We start from the raw sequence: 14,990 nt of genomic DNA, 5'->3' as shown, positions 1-14,990 counted from the left end.
CCGGGCTTAGCATCGCACCCGTCCCACAGCATTGCCCGTCAGCAAATGTCAGGATTTGGTGGGGTGGTGTCATTCCAGGTGCACGGCGGTGAGGCTGCTGCACGACGTGTCGCCGAGGGCACGGAGACCTTCTTGTTGTCAGTGAGTTTAGGCGGTATCGAATCGTTGATATCTCATCCGGCAACTATGACTCATGGTTCAACACGAGACACCCCGCAGGCTCCGCCTGCCGACGTCGTCCGACTTTCTGTGGGCATTGAGGACGTCGAAGACCTCATCGATGACCTCGAACGTGCACTGTCGAAAGTCTTCTAAACCCAGCACCCATTTTGTGATTCATTTAATGAAAATATCAGTGAATATGAAAGGAACCCACGGTGGTTGAAAACCAAACACTTACAGCAGACTCCCGAAAGTATGGAAAGGTCTATAAACAGCACACTGCCGACATCCTGAAAGTGTGGGGAGAATTCAATGATGCGGTGTTCTCCCAAGACCGCGAAATTCCGCTGAAATATCTGGAACTCATTGCTTTAGGGGTGGCATTTACGACCCAGTGTGAGTTCTGTATTGAAGGGCACACTGCCAATGCAGTCAATGCCGGTGCCACCGACACAGAAATCGCTGAAGCAGCTTGGGTTGCCGCAGCACTCCGTGCGGGTGGTGCCTTCACACACGGACGGGTGGCCTTCCAATTAGCCGATGACCACCGCCACCAACACTAAGACTAGCTCTACGACATACCAATCAGAGAATGTTCCGGTAGGCACTGTTCAACTCTACGATTTGTTGGAAGGACAGTATGACTACAAGCTCGGGTGCATTCGCCAAAGGAGCCTATGGAATTCTGGGAGCTATCTCGGCGTGTGCTGTAGGGGTTGAACCACCACATCCGAGAGGTTGCCGAAGCCCTTGGATTCAGGTGGGTGAAAAGGCATAGCTGTTGCCCTCTTCATTTCCTCGGGGCGTGTGGTTAGCGTTTTGTCGCCGTCTACAATTGATCTTTTCCTGGGCGAAATTCCACATCGCGATGATTCTGGATGGTTACCAAGCTCGTCGTGATATGCAAGCACAACATAGCGGCTGGGACATTCTCGATTCAGAGAATGTCCCAGCCGCTATCTTTCTGACGGTCCGTTGTTAGTGAAGGCTTTGTTCCCCCGAGGTTCTATGCTTTTGCGTGTGAAAATACGGGCTCAAGTGGGCGGGAGGGTACTGCCGCTCGGATAATCGGGGCGACGTCGGACTGGAATAGTTCTAGGCTTTCACGGTGTTGCGCCTCGTTGAGTCCCTCTCCATCAGCGCTGGCGTGCATGACCTCGTGGCCTAAGGCTTCGTGGTAGCGCAAGATCTTTTCGCTGATCTCAGCCGGGCTACCGACCAGCGCAGAGCTGCGCTCCAAGAAGTCGTCATAAGATTCCCAAATCTGGGAATGAGCGTGGCGCGCTTCGAATACCGGCTGATAAAGGGCTTTGGCTTCTTGCGATGTGGGACGAACCAAGAATCCGGCAGAGCCTGCACCAACCAGGGCCTCGGAAGGGTCGTGCCCGGCGGCGGACCATTGGTGGCGGTAGTAGTCCACCAGATGTTTATAGGGCTCAATGGGGTGGGTCACATTGGCTGAGAAGATGGGTTCGCCATAGCGCACCGCTAGATCGACAGATTGGGTGGAAGTGGCACTACCATGCCAGACCCGCAGATGTTTTTGATAGGGCAATGGCCAGACTTCGGCATCTTGCAGTGGTGGGCGGATAGTGCCCGTCCAAGTGATTTTATTATTGCGCCACAACTGATGGAATACTTCATAGGATTCGCGGTTGCGATCCCACTGCTCGTCTTCGGTGATATCAAATAAGTCTCGTTGGGCGGTGCCGTTACCCTTGCCTATCATCAGCTCCAGACGGCCATCAGCGAGGTGGTCTAAGGTGGCGTAGTCTTCGAATGCGCGCACCGGATCGAGCAAACTCAACGTCGTGACGCCGGTAAAGAGCCGAATGCGTTGTGTTTTAGCTGCAATATGACTCAGTACGACCGGTGGAGAAGACGAGATGAACGGTCTTTCATGGCGCTCCCCGACCGCGAATCCGTCGTAGCCAAGTTCTTCGGCAAGGATTGCATTGTCTACAACCTGGTGGAAGCGGTCCCGGGTGGATAGTTTCGAACCGGTGACCGGGTTTGGGGTGTGTGGGATCAAAGTGAGTAATAAGAATTTCATGAATGGTCTTTCACATGCTCAGTGTGCAGGTACGACTTCTGCAAGGCTCGTTCCAGAGATGGCACCAAGGAGTTGTTTGGTGTAATCGTGTGTGGGGTGATCAAAGATCTGCCGGGTGGCGCCTTGTTCAACTATTTTGCCGTGCTGCATCACAGCAACTCGGTGCGCAAGCTGGCGTACCACGGCCAAATCGTGGGTAATGAACAGATACGTCAGTTCTGATTCAGCTTGAAGTTCGGCCAGTAATTCCAGGACTTGGGCCTGGACGGAAACATCCAGTGCTGAGACAGGTTCATCACAGACCACCAGATCCGGTGATAGGGTCAGTGCCCGGGCGATGGCTACGCGTTGGCGTTGTCCACCCGAAAGCTCAGCCGGTTTGCGTTGCAAAAAGTCCGCAGATAATGCCACCCGGTCAAGCAGTCTGGCCGCCGTGGCCCGGCGTTGGGCTCGCGTGCCGATGGCAAAAGCATCCAGCGGTTCGGTCACGAGTTCTTCAATACTAAAGCGCGGGTCGAGGGAAGCATACGGGTTTTGGTAAATCATTTGAGCACGACGACGCAGATCCCGCCAGGCTTTGCGTTTCAGGCCGGTGATGTCAACACCATTGAAGGTCAGGCTGCCAGCATCGGGCTTTTCGAGTCCCAGCACGAGCCGAGCGGTGGTGGATTTACCCGAACCAGACTCCCCTACCAAAGCTAAAGTTTCGCCTTTGAGGAGGTTGAAGCTCAGGCCATCGACTGCTGCAATACGCTGCTTTTGCCGGCCGCGACCGCCCGGCAACGTGAACTGTTTGTATAGGTCAGTTACTCGCAGCAGTGTTTCGGTGGTTTCGGCCAATGGTTCCGGTGCCTGCCAGGTCTCGTTAAATGCGGGGGCTGCGGCCAGCAGGCCTCGGGTGTACGCATCCTTGGGGTTGGCCAAAATATCCGCCGTCGGGCCGGTTTCGACGACACGTCCGTGATGCATGACCACCATGCGGTCGGCGCGTTCGGCGGCCACCGCCAAATCGTGAGTTACTAACAGCATCGCAATCCCACGGGAGGCAATCAGAGATTGCAGGTGATCCAGGATGCGTTTTTGCACGGTGGCGTCTAGTGCCGAGGTGGGTTCGTCTGCGATCAATAATTCGGGTTCACCTGCGATCGCAATGGCGATCAGCACGCGTTGGCGCATACCGCCCGACAGTTCATGCGGGTATTGGTGGAATCGGGTTGCAGGCCGATCGATGCCTGCCTGATCCAATAATTCGAGTGCTTCGGCCTTGGCTGAGGCTTTGGGGAGTTTTTTATGTGCACGAATGGCTTCAACTAGTTGATGGCCGATCGTGTAGACGGGGTTGAGGCTCACGGTCGGGTCTTGTGGGATCAGCCCGATGTGTGAGCCGCGAAGTTCACGCAGGTGCTTGTCGGGGAGGTGGGTGATGTCGGTGTCACGGAAACGGATGGTACCGCCGGTTAGCTGTGCGTTATCGGCTAAGAGTCCGATAAGTGCGTGGGATAAGGTGGATTTGCCGGAACCGGATTCCCCCACCAGTGCCACGGATTGTCCCGGGTAGATTTCCAAGTCGGTGCCGCGCAGGGCATCCACCGCACCGCGTGCTGTGTGATACTGCGCGTGGAGGCCGTCTACGGAAATCAGTGGCGTGGTTGGCTGCGTCGTCGTCATGGTTATTTCACTTTCGAGGTGGAGAAGGTGCGGGCCACCCGGTTGACGGATAGTACTGTTGCGGCAATGATCAGGCCGGGTAGTGTGGTCAGCCAGCCGGCTGCGGCCAGATAATTGCGGCCTTCGGAAACCAACGAACCCCATTCCGGTGCGGGCCGGGGTGCGCCGTAGCCCAGGAAGCTCAAGGCTGATACCGCCAGGATGGCCGCACCGAATTCGAGGACGGCCAGTGCGATAATCGGCCCGATCGCGTTTGGCACGATGTGTCGTGCCAGAGTGCGATACCAGCGTGATCCCATGGAGCGTGCAGCTTCGACATAGGCGGCCTGGCAGATACGTAGACTTTGTGACCTGGCGATCCGCGCGAAGGTAGCGACCGAGCCAATGGCTACGGCAATGGCAACGTTGGTGGAGCCAAAGCCCAGGGCAGAGACCAGTGCCAGTGACACCAGCAGTGAGGGAATTGCGAGCAGGACATCAACGATGCGCATGACGGTTTGGTCCACCCAACCGCCCAAGAAGCCTGCCATCAAACCGAAGATTCCGCCGGATACTAGGGCGATAGTCACCGCAATTAAGGCCGTGCGCAACGACAGTGCCGTGCCGTGGACCACACGAGTGTACAGGTCGCGGCCCAGGTGATCAGTACCGAACCAGTGGGCTGAACCAGGTGCCTGAAGCGCCTGGGTGGGATCGCCAGCGTAGGGGTCCCCTGGTGCTAAGACGAAGGGGGCAAATGCTGCTATCACCACCAGCGTCAGAAACGTGATTGCCAGGCCCAGACTGAGTTGGGATACTATGCTGCGGCGTCGCTGATGTTTTGAGCTGCCAGGAGGAGATACCGGCGGTGGCGTGCCATCTTGGTGATGCTGTGATTGATGAGTTGTTTCGGAGTGCTCCGCGGTGTGTTGGGGGTCCACAATGGTTTGTGTCATAACGGCATGCTTTCTGTAACGTGTACAACCTGGTGGGTGTTAGGCGTATGAGTGACCGATACTGACTCTTGGGTCCACCAGGGGTAAGACTAGGTCGACCAAGAGGTTTGCAGTAACGAAGACAACCGCTCCCAGGGTGACCACGCCGAGCACCACTGGCAGATCCTGCAGGGTTACGGCGGTCACGGTCAGTTGGCCGATGCCCGGGCGAGCGAAGACCGTTTCTACTACCACTGATCCGGCCAGTAGGTTACCGGCCACCAGCCCGACGACAGTCAATGCTGGCAGCGCAGCATTGCGCAGGACATGGCCAAAATGCACGGTTGCACGCGTGATGCCTTTAGCTCGTGCTGTCACCACGTAGGGTTCCAACATTGCTTCTTGGACAGAACGTGCTAATACTTGGGCGATCATGGACCCGATGGGCAGGGACAGGGTGACCGCCGGCAAGATGAGGGCGAGAAAACCGTCGTCCCCCATGGCTGGGAAGATCCCGAGCCGGAAGCTGAAGAGTTGAATCAGCAACAGTCCCACCCAAAACGTTGGCAAGGAGATGGCAATCGGGGGCAGTGACAGCAGAAAGTTTTGTAACCAGGCGGCTCGAGTATAGGTTGCTAGTAAGGCTATCCCTGCCCCTCCTACCACTGAAATGAGCAGCGCTAACGAGGCCAATTGGACGGTGGAGCCCACGACCTGACCGATCGCGGTGGTTACCGGTTGTCCGGTCTGTACGGAATTGCCCAAATCGCCGGTAGCTGCAGCCATCAGGTGGTTGAAGTATTGGACGATGAACGGATCGTTGAAGCCGTATTCTTCGCGCAATTCCCAGAGGCGCTCTTCCGAAACCGTGCCCGAGTCCATGCCACCGGCTGCCATGGCTGAGACTGGGTCGCCGGGAATGAGGTACAGCACCACAAATGCTACGGTATAGGCTGCCCACAACACTCCCAGGGCCAGTGAGACGCGGATTGCCAGATAGCGTGTCATGATGCGGCGTCCTGAATCCAGACGTCGTTGAGGTGAACGCGGGCACCCGAATCGAAGCGCACACCGTGAACTCCGGCCCTGGAGGAGACGATTGTAGTCAGATCAATGACCGGGATCGTCAGGTAGTTGGACACAATATACTCTTGAGCCTCTCCAAGCAGTGCTGTCCGAGTCTCGTTGTCCAAAGTTGTCGCTTGTTCACGCAGCAGGTCGTTGAGTTCTTCGGTGTCTGTCAGACGAGAGTTATTGGCCAGGTCGGTATCGTATTCAGTGCGCAATATGTCGCCGTCGGCACGAGTGATATTGGACCAGTTCAGGTCAAAGCTGCCTTCGATTAATCGTGAGTTCCATTCAGCCGTTTGGCCTTCTTCAAGATTAATTTTCACACCGATTTGGTCTAACTGCTGCTGGATGAGCTCCACAGCCGCCGAGTTGGTGGCGGCCACGTTGAACCACAGCAGATCCAGTTCTAACGGCTGGCCGTCACGTTCCAAGACGCCCTGGCTATTTTCCGCAAATCCTGCCTCTTCCAGAAGTTGTGCCGCGCGTTGCGGGTCATAGGTCAGCCTGTCGGACAGATCCTTGTGGGCGGGGGTGGTGCCGGACAGAATGCTGGTGGCGGCTGGGGTGCCTTCCGGGTACACGGTGGAGGCAATTTCCTCGCGGTTGATACCAATGGCGAGTGCTTCACGCACTGCCTGATCTGCTAAGAGATCGTTGTCATGATTAACCCGAAGTCCCATAGCAATACCGGGATTGGTGCGGGATAACAGTTCAGCACCGGCCGACTCGAGGCCGGCCTGATCCTGTGGCGCAATATTGCCGATGACGTCCACTTGCCCAGACTGCAGTGAGCCGGCACGGACGCCTGATTCTGGCACAACAGAAAATTCGATGCCCTCGAGGTAGGGTGCCGACTGGTTGGACCACAATGATGATCCCCAATCGTAGTCTTCGCGTGCACTGAGCGTGATGTGATCGTTGTGCACATGTTCTTCTAATACGAACGGGCCTGATCCGATAACACCTTCACAGCGGGTGTCATCATCCAGTGTCACCGATTCCGGGTGCAAAATGCTCAAACTGTGGGTTGAGGAGGCTTGTAAGAATTGGGCGTTGGATTCCGAAAATTTCACTGTGAATGACAAGTCATCGTGGATTTCGGTTTCTTCATAGTCTTGTAAATACCCGGTGGTCAGCCCCGCGCGGCTGCCTAAGTTTTCGACGGCATCAAAATTGGCAGCCACGGCTTCAGCGTCCAGTGGTGTCCCGTCAGAGAAGGTCACACCGTCTTGGAGCGTAAACGTAAACTCGGTGACGTCGTCGTTGATTTCCCAAGATTCGGCTAACCACGGTACGATTTCGCCGGTTTCTGGGTCCTGGTCGGTCAATGAATCGGCGATCGTACGGACCGAATAGATCGAGTCATTGCTGCCGACTTGGTGTGGATCAAAGCATCCGGCATCTGAGCCCACTGCAAAACGCAGCGTGCCACCTGGGGTTGGCTCCCCGGCCTGGTCCACAGTGGAGTCGTTGGCCGAGGTTGTGCCGCCACATGCGGTCAGCGCTAGCAGCCCCGCTGTGGTGACGATGGTGAGTGTGGTCTTGAAGTGTTTCATGAAATACTGACTTTCTGTGCTGGTTGAGCACTACCAATCAGGTCGCGCAAGGTGGAGTGGGATGGGTATGCGGTACGCAGTGCGCCGCGTTCTTGCAGAATTGGAACAACTTTGTCCACGAACGGTTCCAAGCCTGTCGGGGTGATGTGCGGTACCAGGATGAAGCCGTCACAAATACCGGTGGCGACCGCGTCGATGAGCTGGTCTGCCACAGATTCCGGGGTTCCGACGTACCAGTGGCGGGCCTGAGTTTCGATAACGGTTTGTCGCAGATTCAGCTGCTGCGTTTCGGCGACTTTCCTGAGGTGAGCCACCGTTTTCTGGCGATCATCGATGTAACGTGCCCTGCCCCGAATGATGGTGGTCTCCCCCAGTTCAGGTTCAATATCAGGTAAGGGGCCTTCAGGATCGTAAGCCGAGAGATCCCGGTTCCAGATTTGTTCTAATAAGTGGATCGCAGTTGGTCCACTGATCTGTTGGGCTTGGATGTGATCGGCTAGTTCTTCAGCTTCGGTATGAGTGTCACCAATGACCGCGCTGACTCCTGGGAGAACTTTGAGTTCATCAGAGCTACGACCCGCTGCCACGGCTCGTGCTTTGACGTCCTGATAGAAGGCCCGCCCGGCCTCTGGAGTGCCATGACGGGTAAACACCGCATCTGCATTTGCCGCCGCGAAGTCCCGGCCGGCCGCTGAGTCTCCTGCCTGGAAAATTACCGGATGGCCCTGCGGGGACTGTGGAATATTGAACCGTCCGGTAATATCAAACTGACTGGTGTGCACCTGGACCGTTTCGGCTTCGGCATCTTGTGCTGGCCAAGAATCCCAGAACGCCCGGGCGGCGTTGAGGGTTTCTGCAGCACGTACATACCGGTCTGCAGGGTCCAGGTAGCCTCCACGGCGGAAATTTTCTCCGGTGAAAGCATCCGATGAGGTCACCACGTTCCAAGCGGCCCGCCCGTTGGACAGATGATCCAATGTTGCAAATTGGCGTGCCAGTTCATAAGGCTCGTTGAATGTGGCATTAATCGTGCCTACCAGCCCTAGGTGTTGAGTCACCGAAGCGATCGCGGCCAGCACCGGTAGAGTATCGGGGCGACCGACGACGTCAAGGTCATGGATTTTGCCGCGTTGTTCGCGCAAGCGCAACCCTTCAGCAAGGAACAGGAAGTCGAAGAAGCCCCGCTCGGCGATCTGGGCGAAACGCGCAAAGGAATCGAAATCAATGTGGCTACCCGAGTTGGGATCGGACCATACGGTGTGGTGGTTCACGCCTGGAAAGTGGGCGCCAAGAATGACCTGTGGAACTATTGGGTTAGAGGTAGTCATACCGTGGCTCCTTGTGTTTCGTGTTCGACAGTTGACGCATTGGTGTAGCGGCTATTGGGACGTTCTAACCCCAATGCTCCACGCAGGGTTGAGCCCTGTGGTGCGGGCTGGGTCAACACCTCGGCATCTCGCAGTCGCGGGGCGAGTAGAGTCTCCACTGCAGCGACGTCCACCGCGTTGTCAGCCGGTTGAAGCCGTACTCCGTTGAACCCTAGACTCTTGAGGCCGGCTACGAGCGTTGCAATGGATGTTGCAGCGCCACTACCGCGGAGTTGATCGGCATTGAGCCAAGCTGGATTGATCCCATTGAGCTCTTCCCAGCGGTGCTGGCCAGCTGCTTCGGTTTCGGTAACGAGCACTGGCAGATCGGCGTGCACAAGCAACGGTGCACCGGCACGTCCCAATTGGGTTTCCAATTCGCGGATCTGGGTGAGCAGAGCTTGTGCGTCGTCAAGATTGTGCACCGGCACAAAGAGTACGTCACCGGTGTGAACCGCGGCATCCAGCACGGCCTGGTCTCTTCCGGCAAAGGCCACAACCGGTTGACCCTGCGGAGAACGCGGTGTAATAGTTGGGCCTTTGATGCTGAACCGTGGCCCAACAAAATCTACGTAGTGCAACTTGTTTCGATCGATGAAACGTCCGGTGGCAACGTCACGAATTTCCGCGTCATCTTCCCAGGAGTCCCATAGCCTTCGTGAGACATCAACAACGTCGATTGCTTCGGTATAGAGCGACTTGATGTCCAGGTCGGTTCGACCGCGGCCCAACAGTTCGGTAGCAGCTGCAGAATCTGAGACTGCGACCTGCCAACCTGCCCATCCTGAGCTGATGTGGTCTAATGTGGCGATGTTCTTCTGCACATGAAATGGTTCGGTATGGGTCACTGTGATGGTAGGGATCAAACCAATGTTCTGGGTGCGTGGAGCCACCCAGGCTGCCAGCAGGCTGGCGTCGAACTGGCCGAGATCCTGATATTCAAATGAGTCTTCATATGTGACATACACTGCCCCGGCACGTTGTGCGCTGCGGGTGAGTTCTGCCCAGGAGTTTGGCTCAAAAATCTGTTGGCGTTGGGCTTCATTTTTGGTGGACGCCGGATGGTATCCGGTGGATTTTAATGCGATGCCGAAATGAAATGGCGTCGCTGACGATTGTGTGGCAGTCATGTTCTCCTCCTTTAGAGCACACTTTTGCCTTCCACAACAGGAAGGCCTTGTCGTCACCTGGAGCACCCCACTGCGACAGGAAGATCTCGAGGAATCAGCAGAAATTTTTGAACACTGCTGGTGCGGATCGTAGAACACGGTGCCGCAAAGTCTTCCCTTGACAGGGTTGCTGTCCGGCAAGCCAGGGCTTTACGCCGGAACTCATGACACGAAGTTGTCCGAGCAACTTCAAACGTTTGTCATTCTTGAATTTTGTGGTGTTGTGCTGGCGAGCATTCTCTCTTTCGGGTTGTCTTGGCTGGCGTACCAGGCTTGGGCTAACAGTTCGAAACTGCGCACCCGCGCGGCGTGGTCATGGGTAATGGTGCTAATGAGCAGTTCATCGGCGTCAGTGGCTTGGCGCAGAGACTCCAACTGAGCCACGACTTGCTCAGCGGCGCCCACAAACCGTGTGCTGACCCGGTCAGCCACAATCGGCCAGTGCGCTTCAGAAAGCGGAGTGGCCGCAGCCTCATCTGGTGTGGGGTAATAGATTGCGCCCTGACCAGTGCGGATCGAGTGTACCCACAGGTCATATCCCGCAGCCAGCCGTTGGGCTTGTTCTTCCGTATCGGCCACAAGCACTTCAGCAGAGACGATGACGTAGGGCTCTGCCAATTGTGCATTGGGTTTAAAAGCTCGGCGGTAATCTGCTACCGCTTCTAAGACTTTGGCTGGGGCAACATGGTAGTTGGCACCGAATCGTAGGCCTCGGGCCCCTGCTATCTGTGACGATTCTCCTGCTGAGGAGCCCAGCACCCAAACTTCTGGGTTCACCTGCACGGGAACAGTGCCGGCTAGCTCATAACCGTCAACCACTTTACGGTTAATCAACAGGTCCAACAGGTCAGCAATAAATTCGTCGTAGGTGCCTGGTTGAGCACCCGGCTGGTTGAGTAGTTGTCGTTGGATTCTGAAACGTGGGGAGTTAAAGAGGCTTGAAAGATCCGGGCTTGCGGGGATCACAACACCGTGCTCGGTCCTATGGCTTTCTGCAATATTCGAGAAGCTATCGGACTCAGCGGCCACGGTCTGAGCATCCTGTTGGTTACCGGGTGAACGCAATCCAGCCCGTCCCAGGCCCATGTCGATTCGGCCGGGAAAGGCCGCTTCCAACAGGCCGAATTCTTCAGCCACCGAAAGCGCGGTCCGATGCCCAGCCAACACCGCCCCGGCGCCCAATCGAATGGTTTTAGTTACCCCGCCGGCCAGCGCAATCATCAACGCTGGCGAATATCCGATCACCCCGGGATTGAGATGGTGTTCGCCGTACCAGAGGCGCTCGTAGCCGAATTGTTCTACCTGAACGGCAAAGTCCAGGCTGTTGCTCACGGCAGTGGACGCGCTGGAACCACTGGTCACCGGGACCAGGTCAAAGGCACTGAGTTGAGTAGACACGTGTCTCGCTTCGCAAATTGTCGGGTGTGTTGTGGATTGATACAAGATCTACCAACGCAATGGCCTGAAATACACCTCGTAAGTCATGCAATGACTCACTGATCATTTCACCGACAATCCCCACCGGGAATGTGACATTATTTGACGTTATATGTCGACACTGGGGGTCACATTCAACTATCCGGGGCCGCAAGATTCACAAAAGCAACGAACCCGGTGAGGGACTGTGGTAGTCCATCACCGGGTTCGTTGTTGATCGTTCGTTGAACGGGGCTATAAGAGCTCGTGACCGTGATTGGTTGAAATAAATGGTGTCGGCATGACGCCGTTGACCTCCCAGTCACCCAGCATCCGTTCTTTGAAGACAGCAGGATCATGGGTGGCTAAGGTGCGGGCGTTGCGCCAATGTCGGTCCAGTTCCTGTCCGCTTGAAGTCGCTGAGGCTCCGAGGGTGTCAAAAATTCTGGTACACACATCTAAGACGAGTTGTGGCACCATCACACTGGCTCGCTGGGAGTGCAAGGTAGCTTCGGTCAGATTCTGGGCATCCAATTCACGTCCAGTTGCACGCACCATTTCTTCGGCTGCGCCCAACTGGGCGGCAAGCTGGCCAATGATGCCCAGCATTTCGCCGTCATATCGGGGAATTTGACCCGTTGAAGTGTTAAAAATTCTGGTCCGTTCGCGCATTGCTTCGACCCCGTCGCGCAAAGCGGCTCGACCAATCCCGACCAAGAGCGCTACCAAGGAGATCTCGTGAAATACGGGTACGAACACGTGTTGTGTGCCAATATCCAACAGGGTTTCAACCCCGGCCTCCCGCATCCGCAACGTCCCAGTGGCGGTCATCCGCTGTCCGAACCCGTCCCAGTCGTCTTTGACGTGTACACGTGGCTGCCGTACCCGAACTACGGCCAAACACTCTTGGACAAGGCGCAAGCTTAATCCGGATTCCCCGGCGCGACGACGACGGCGCAGGATGGACTCGGCCAGCGAGTCTTCCAGGGTGGCGCTGACGACCGTCCAGTCTGAGGCTAAGGTGCCCGTCGTATAGTATTTATCGCCGCTGATTCGCAGTATTCCAGAGTCATCCCGTGTGATGATCGTTGCCGGTTCATCATCGTCATCGTATTGCGATGACAGTGCGGAGCCACCCCATTGCCCCTCCAGTATCCGCTGCCACCATTGGTGGCGTTGTTGGTCGTCTGGAATAAGACGAAGGTATTCAATAAACGCCAAGTGGCTACGCCAGATATGCGCCAAATTCGCATCCACCGCTGCCAGATCCATGAGAAGCCGGAACATGGTTTGATAGTCGGCGCCGTCCCCACCGGCATCAACCGGCACAGTAATCGCCCCAAATCCCTGGTCAGTGAGTTGTTTGAGTGGCACCAGCGGCAAGTGCCGACCGGCTTCGCGAGCCCGCTCACCGCGGGCAATATCATCAAAGAGTGCACCGTAGCGCTTGCTGAGTGCCTCATAGACTGCCGAAGTCATAGTATTTTCCTGTTCCAACAAAGAAATTCTTGCCAAGCACGCTCGTCTATGCTCAGGCGAATTAACGAAAGATGAGTCACGAGATACCCGTGATACTTCAAAAGTTGTCGCACGCAATGCTGGAGATTTCCTGCCGCGAGCGACATCACGGGTCAATAGATTGACTGCTGCTGGTTGTAGGAACGAAACGTAACAGCCCACATGGCCGCGTTTTCATCGAGGCAGTGATAGTTGGACCATGAAATGTGTTGGGCAACATCGCCGACCAGTTTTCTAATACGACGAATAACAGCTGCTAATGCTTGGTAGAACGAAATCATCAAATCCTCCATCGTTCCTGGCATGAGCACCCTTGCCCACGTGGTGGAGGGTTGCTGCGGCGTCGTCGAGCCAGATCTCTCAGCCGCTCTTGATGGTTTATACGCCTAGTACTATACACGGCAGGCCGTTTGAAGTGTTAGAACTACACCTTTATCTCGTCAAAGTTGGACATATTGATGTCGGGGGCGGGTTTGCGAAGAATCATCGAGGCGAACAGATCAGTCAAGTCAGCCAAGTAGACTGATATGCGTTGTAGCTATCTGTGTTCTAGGAGCCTTCGTGCGCACGTATCCACACCATTTGACCGCTGATCTACCGGAGCTTCCGGTGCCGCGGCTTGATGAGTCGCTGGAACGATACCGCACCGCATCGGCGGCACTGTACGATCCCGAGGGCGAAGCTGACGTCAACCAGGCCATCGCCGATTTGATGATGGGATATGCCCCTGCGCTGCAACAAACACTGGAAGATTACGCGGCTACTATGGCCGAGTCTGGCTCCAATTGGATGGCCGAACAGTGGATGGAACACTACCTGACCAACCGGGAGCCGCTGCAGCTGACCACCAATGCCACCTATCAGCTCAACCTGACTACCGTTGCCACCGGCGTCGACCGGATTGTCGAACTGCTGCAACGCATTGGTAGCATCCACATCCTGCAGGCCAAGCGCGCGACTCCCGCTGAACTTGATCTCCACGGACGTCGTCTGTCGATGGACGGGTGGGCGGCATTCAACGGCGGCATTCGCACCCCGGCCATTGATGAAGACCTGTGGATGCGCGCCGGCACCGGACCGACCTACCGCACCATCGGAATGTTGTATCAGGGTCGGATGTGGGAGGTTCCCTTGACCGGGTCAGAAGGCAAACTTTTGGATCCCGATCAGCTTCGATCATTTGTCCATACGGTGCTGCAACAAACGGAATCTGCACACCAAGATTTCGCGGCGTTTTCCTCAATCGGGTCTGAGCTGTTATCGCTGACTGCTGGCTGGGATGCCGAGGAAAACCGGTCCATGTATAGCCGGTTGGTTAACATGCTATTCACTGTCACCCTGGATCCGGAAACGACCGACGACGTCGATACTCTGGCGCGCTGGGCATTCCAGCCCGGTAATGCGTGGGTTTATAAACCGCTAAGCTATCTGGTTGCACTGGATTCGGATCTGGTGGCGGTTCACGTGGAGCACTCGGTTATAGAGGCCGGGACGTTAGCGACAGCTGTGGAACGGATGCAAACAGTGGATCTCGATGCGCTCGACGCCCAGTATGATCCCTACGTTGCCAAACCCCACGAGTTGGTTTGGCACGGGGTTGAATATGACTTGTCGCCAAGTGAAGCTGCGGCACATGCGTTGCATGCCCAACGTGTGATCGTTCGTCGAAATGAGCACCTCCCGTTTCCGATCAGTTTTGAATCCGGGGCGCAGCTAATCCTCATGATTGCTCAGATGTTGACCTACGGCTATATCCGGGGGCAATCAGAAGTATTCGATATGCGTCATTTCCGCGCTGGCCGTACCGAGGTGATTCGTCCGGTGACGATTCAAGCCATGAATTTCGTTACCGCGCTAGTTCAAGGTCAGGCGACTGAGGAACACTTTGCTGCAGCACTTACTGCGCATCGAGACTGGGTCAGTGCCGCCAATATGGGCAAAGTATTCGATCGGCACCTGATGATACTGGAGTACATTGCCCAAGAACTCGGTGGTGCTCAAGCAGATCTCTTTACAAAAAATACCAAAGCTCGTGAAAACTTCCTGTCAACATCAACGCTCGGTAACGCCGAGGTAGTTGTTCGCAGTCTGTTTGC

The 14,990-nt window shown here is 55.9% G+C and carries 13 protein-coding genes and 2 riboswitches; of the genes, 3 read left to right on the top strand and 10 right to left on the bottom strand.

The genetic code is table 11. The annotated features are described in order from the left end of the window. Both K8V32_RS11365 and K8V32_RS11360 read left to right on the top strand, forming a co-directional pair. On the top strand, window positions 1–315 hold a 315-nt coding region (locus K8V32_RS11365; RefSeq protein WP_303907434.1), incomplete at its 5' end, for a PLP-dependent transferase. Window positions 316–377: 62 nt separating this feature from the next. Next, the gene (locus tag K8V32_RS11360) at window positions 378–725 is read left to right on the top strand and encodes a carboxymuconolactone decarboxylase family protein (RefSeq protein ID WP_303907431.1); all 348 of its coding nucleotides are present in this window, start codon (window positions 378–380) and stop codon (window positions 723–725) included. Between the two features lie 443 nt (window positions 726–1,168). Here K8V32_RS11360 and K8V32_RS11355 read toward each other — a convergent pair whose 3' ends face one another. The 10 genes from K8V32_RS11355 to K8V32_RS11310 form a co-directional block, all read right to left on the bottom strand. Continuing rightward, window positions 1,169–2,215 carry an LLM class flavin-dependent oxidoreductase gene (locus tag K8V32_RS11355; RefSeq protein WP_303907428.1) on the bottom strand — a complete coding sequence of 349 codons (1,047 nt, stop codon included), beginning with the start codon at window positions 2,213–2,215 and terminating at the stop codon, window positions 1,169–1,171. 18 nt (window positions 2,216–2,233) lie between these two features. Beyond that, window positions 2,234–3,883 carry a dipeptide ABC transporter ATP-binding protein gene (locus K8V32_RS11350; protein ID WP_303907425.1) on the bottom strand — a complete coding sequence of 550 codons (1,650 nt, stop codon included), beginning with the start codon at window positions 3,881–3,883 and terminating at the stop codon, window positions 2,234–2,236. 2 nt (window positions 3,884–3,885) lie between these two features. Beyond that, window positions 3,886–4,818, bottom strand: coding sequence for an ABC transporter permease (locus K8V32_RS11345; RefSeq protein WP_303907419.1), 933 nt, complete (start codon window positions 4,816–4,818; stop codon window positions 3,886–3,888). Window positions 4,819–4,857: 39 nt separating this feature from the next. After that, the gene (locus K8V32_RS11340) at window positions 4,858–5,805 is read right to left on the bottom strand and encodes an ABC transporter permease (RefSeq protein WP_303907416.1); all 948 of its coding nucleotides are present in this window, start codon (window positions 5,803–5,805) and stop codon (window positions 4,858–4,860) included. Further along, entirely contained in the window at window positions 5,802–7,424 is a 1,623-nt protein-coding gene (locus K8V32_RS11335) for an ABC transporter substrate-binding protein (protein WP_303907413.1), read from the bottom strand. Before K8V32_RS11335 ends, K8V32_RS11340 begins: the two co-directional genes overlap by 4 nt. Next, window positions 7,421–8,752 (bottom strand): NtaA/DmoA family FMN-dependent monooxygenase, encoded by a 1,332-nt coding sequence (locus K8V32_RS11330; RefSeq protein ID WP_303907410.1) that lies wholly within the window; start codon window positions 8,750–8,752, stop codon window positions 7,421–7,423. The genes K8V32_RS11335 and K8V32_RS11330 overlap by 4 nt, the downstream gene beginning before the upstream one ends. Beyond that, on the bottom strand, window positions 8,749–9,921 hold the full coding sequence (locus K8V32_RS11325) for an LLM class flavin-dependent oxidoreductase (RefSeq protein WP_303907408.1): 1,173 nt from the start codon (window positions 9,919–9,921) through the stop codon (window positions 8,749–8,751). Before K8V32_RS11325 ends, K8V32_RS11330 begins: the two co-directional genes overlap by 4 nt. Window positions 9,922–9,936: 15 nt before the next feature. Next, window positions 9,937–10,130, bottom strand: a riboswitch (SAM riboswitch). Window positions 10,131–10,149: 19 nt separating this feature from the next. Beyond that, entirely contained in the window at window positions 10,150–11,358 is a 1,209-nt protein-coding gene (locus K8V32_RS11320) for an LLM class flavin-dependent oxidoreductase (RefSeq protein ID WP_303907405.1), read from the bottom strand. A 273-nt stretch (window positions 11,359–11,631) separates the two neighbouring features. After that, on the bottom strand, window positions 11,632–12,855 hold the full coding sequence (locus K8V32_RS11315; RefSeq protein ID WP_303907402.1) for an acyl-CoA dehydrogenase family protein: 1,224 nt from the start codon (window positions 12,853–12,855) through the stop codon (window positions 11,632–11,634). Window positions 12,856–13,007: 152 nt separating this feature from the next. After that, window positions 13,008–13,199 carry a hypothetical protein gene (locus K8V32_RS11310; protein WP_303907398.1) on the bottom strand — a complete coding sequence of 64 codons (192 nt, stop codon included), beginning with the start codon at window positions 13,197–13,199 and terminating at the stop codon, window positions 13,008–13,010. Beyond that, window positions 13,169–13,274, bottom strand: a riboswitch (SAM riboswitch). (Overlaps the previous gene by 31 nt.) A 181-nt stretch (window positions 13,275–13,455) precedes the next feature. Here K8V32_RS11310 and K8V32_RS11305 point away from each other — a divergent pair. Further along, window positions 13,456–14,990: choline/carnitine O-acyltransferase (locus tag K8V32_RS11305; RefSeq protein WP_303907395.1), on the top strand; the 1,535-nt coding region annotated here is incomplete at its 3' end.

The organism is Enteractinococcus helveticum (genome assembly GCF_020742345.1).
Classification (GTDB): domain Bacteria; phylum Actinomycetota; class Actinomycetes; order Actinomycetales; family Micrococcaceae; genus Yaniella; species Yaniella helvetica_A.
Note: the sequence above shows the minus strand (reverse complement) of the source record. Positions and strands in the feature narration are given on the sequence as shown.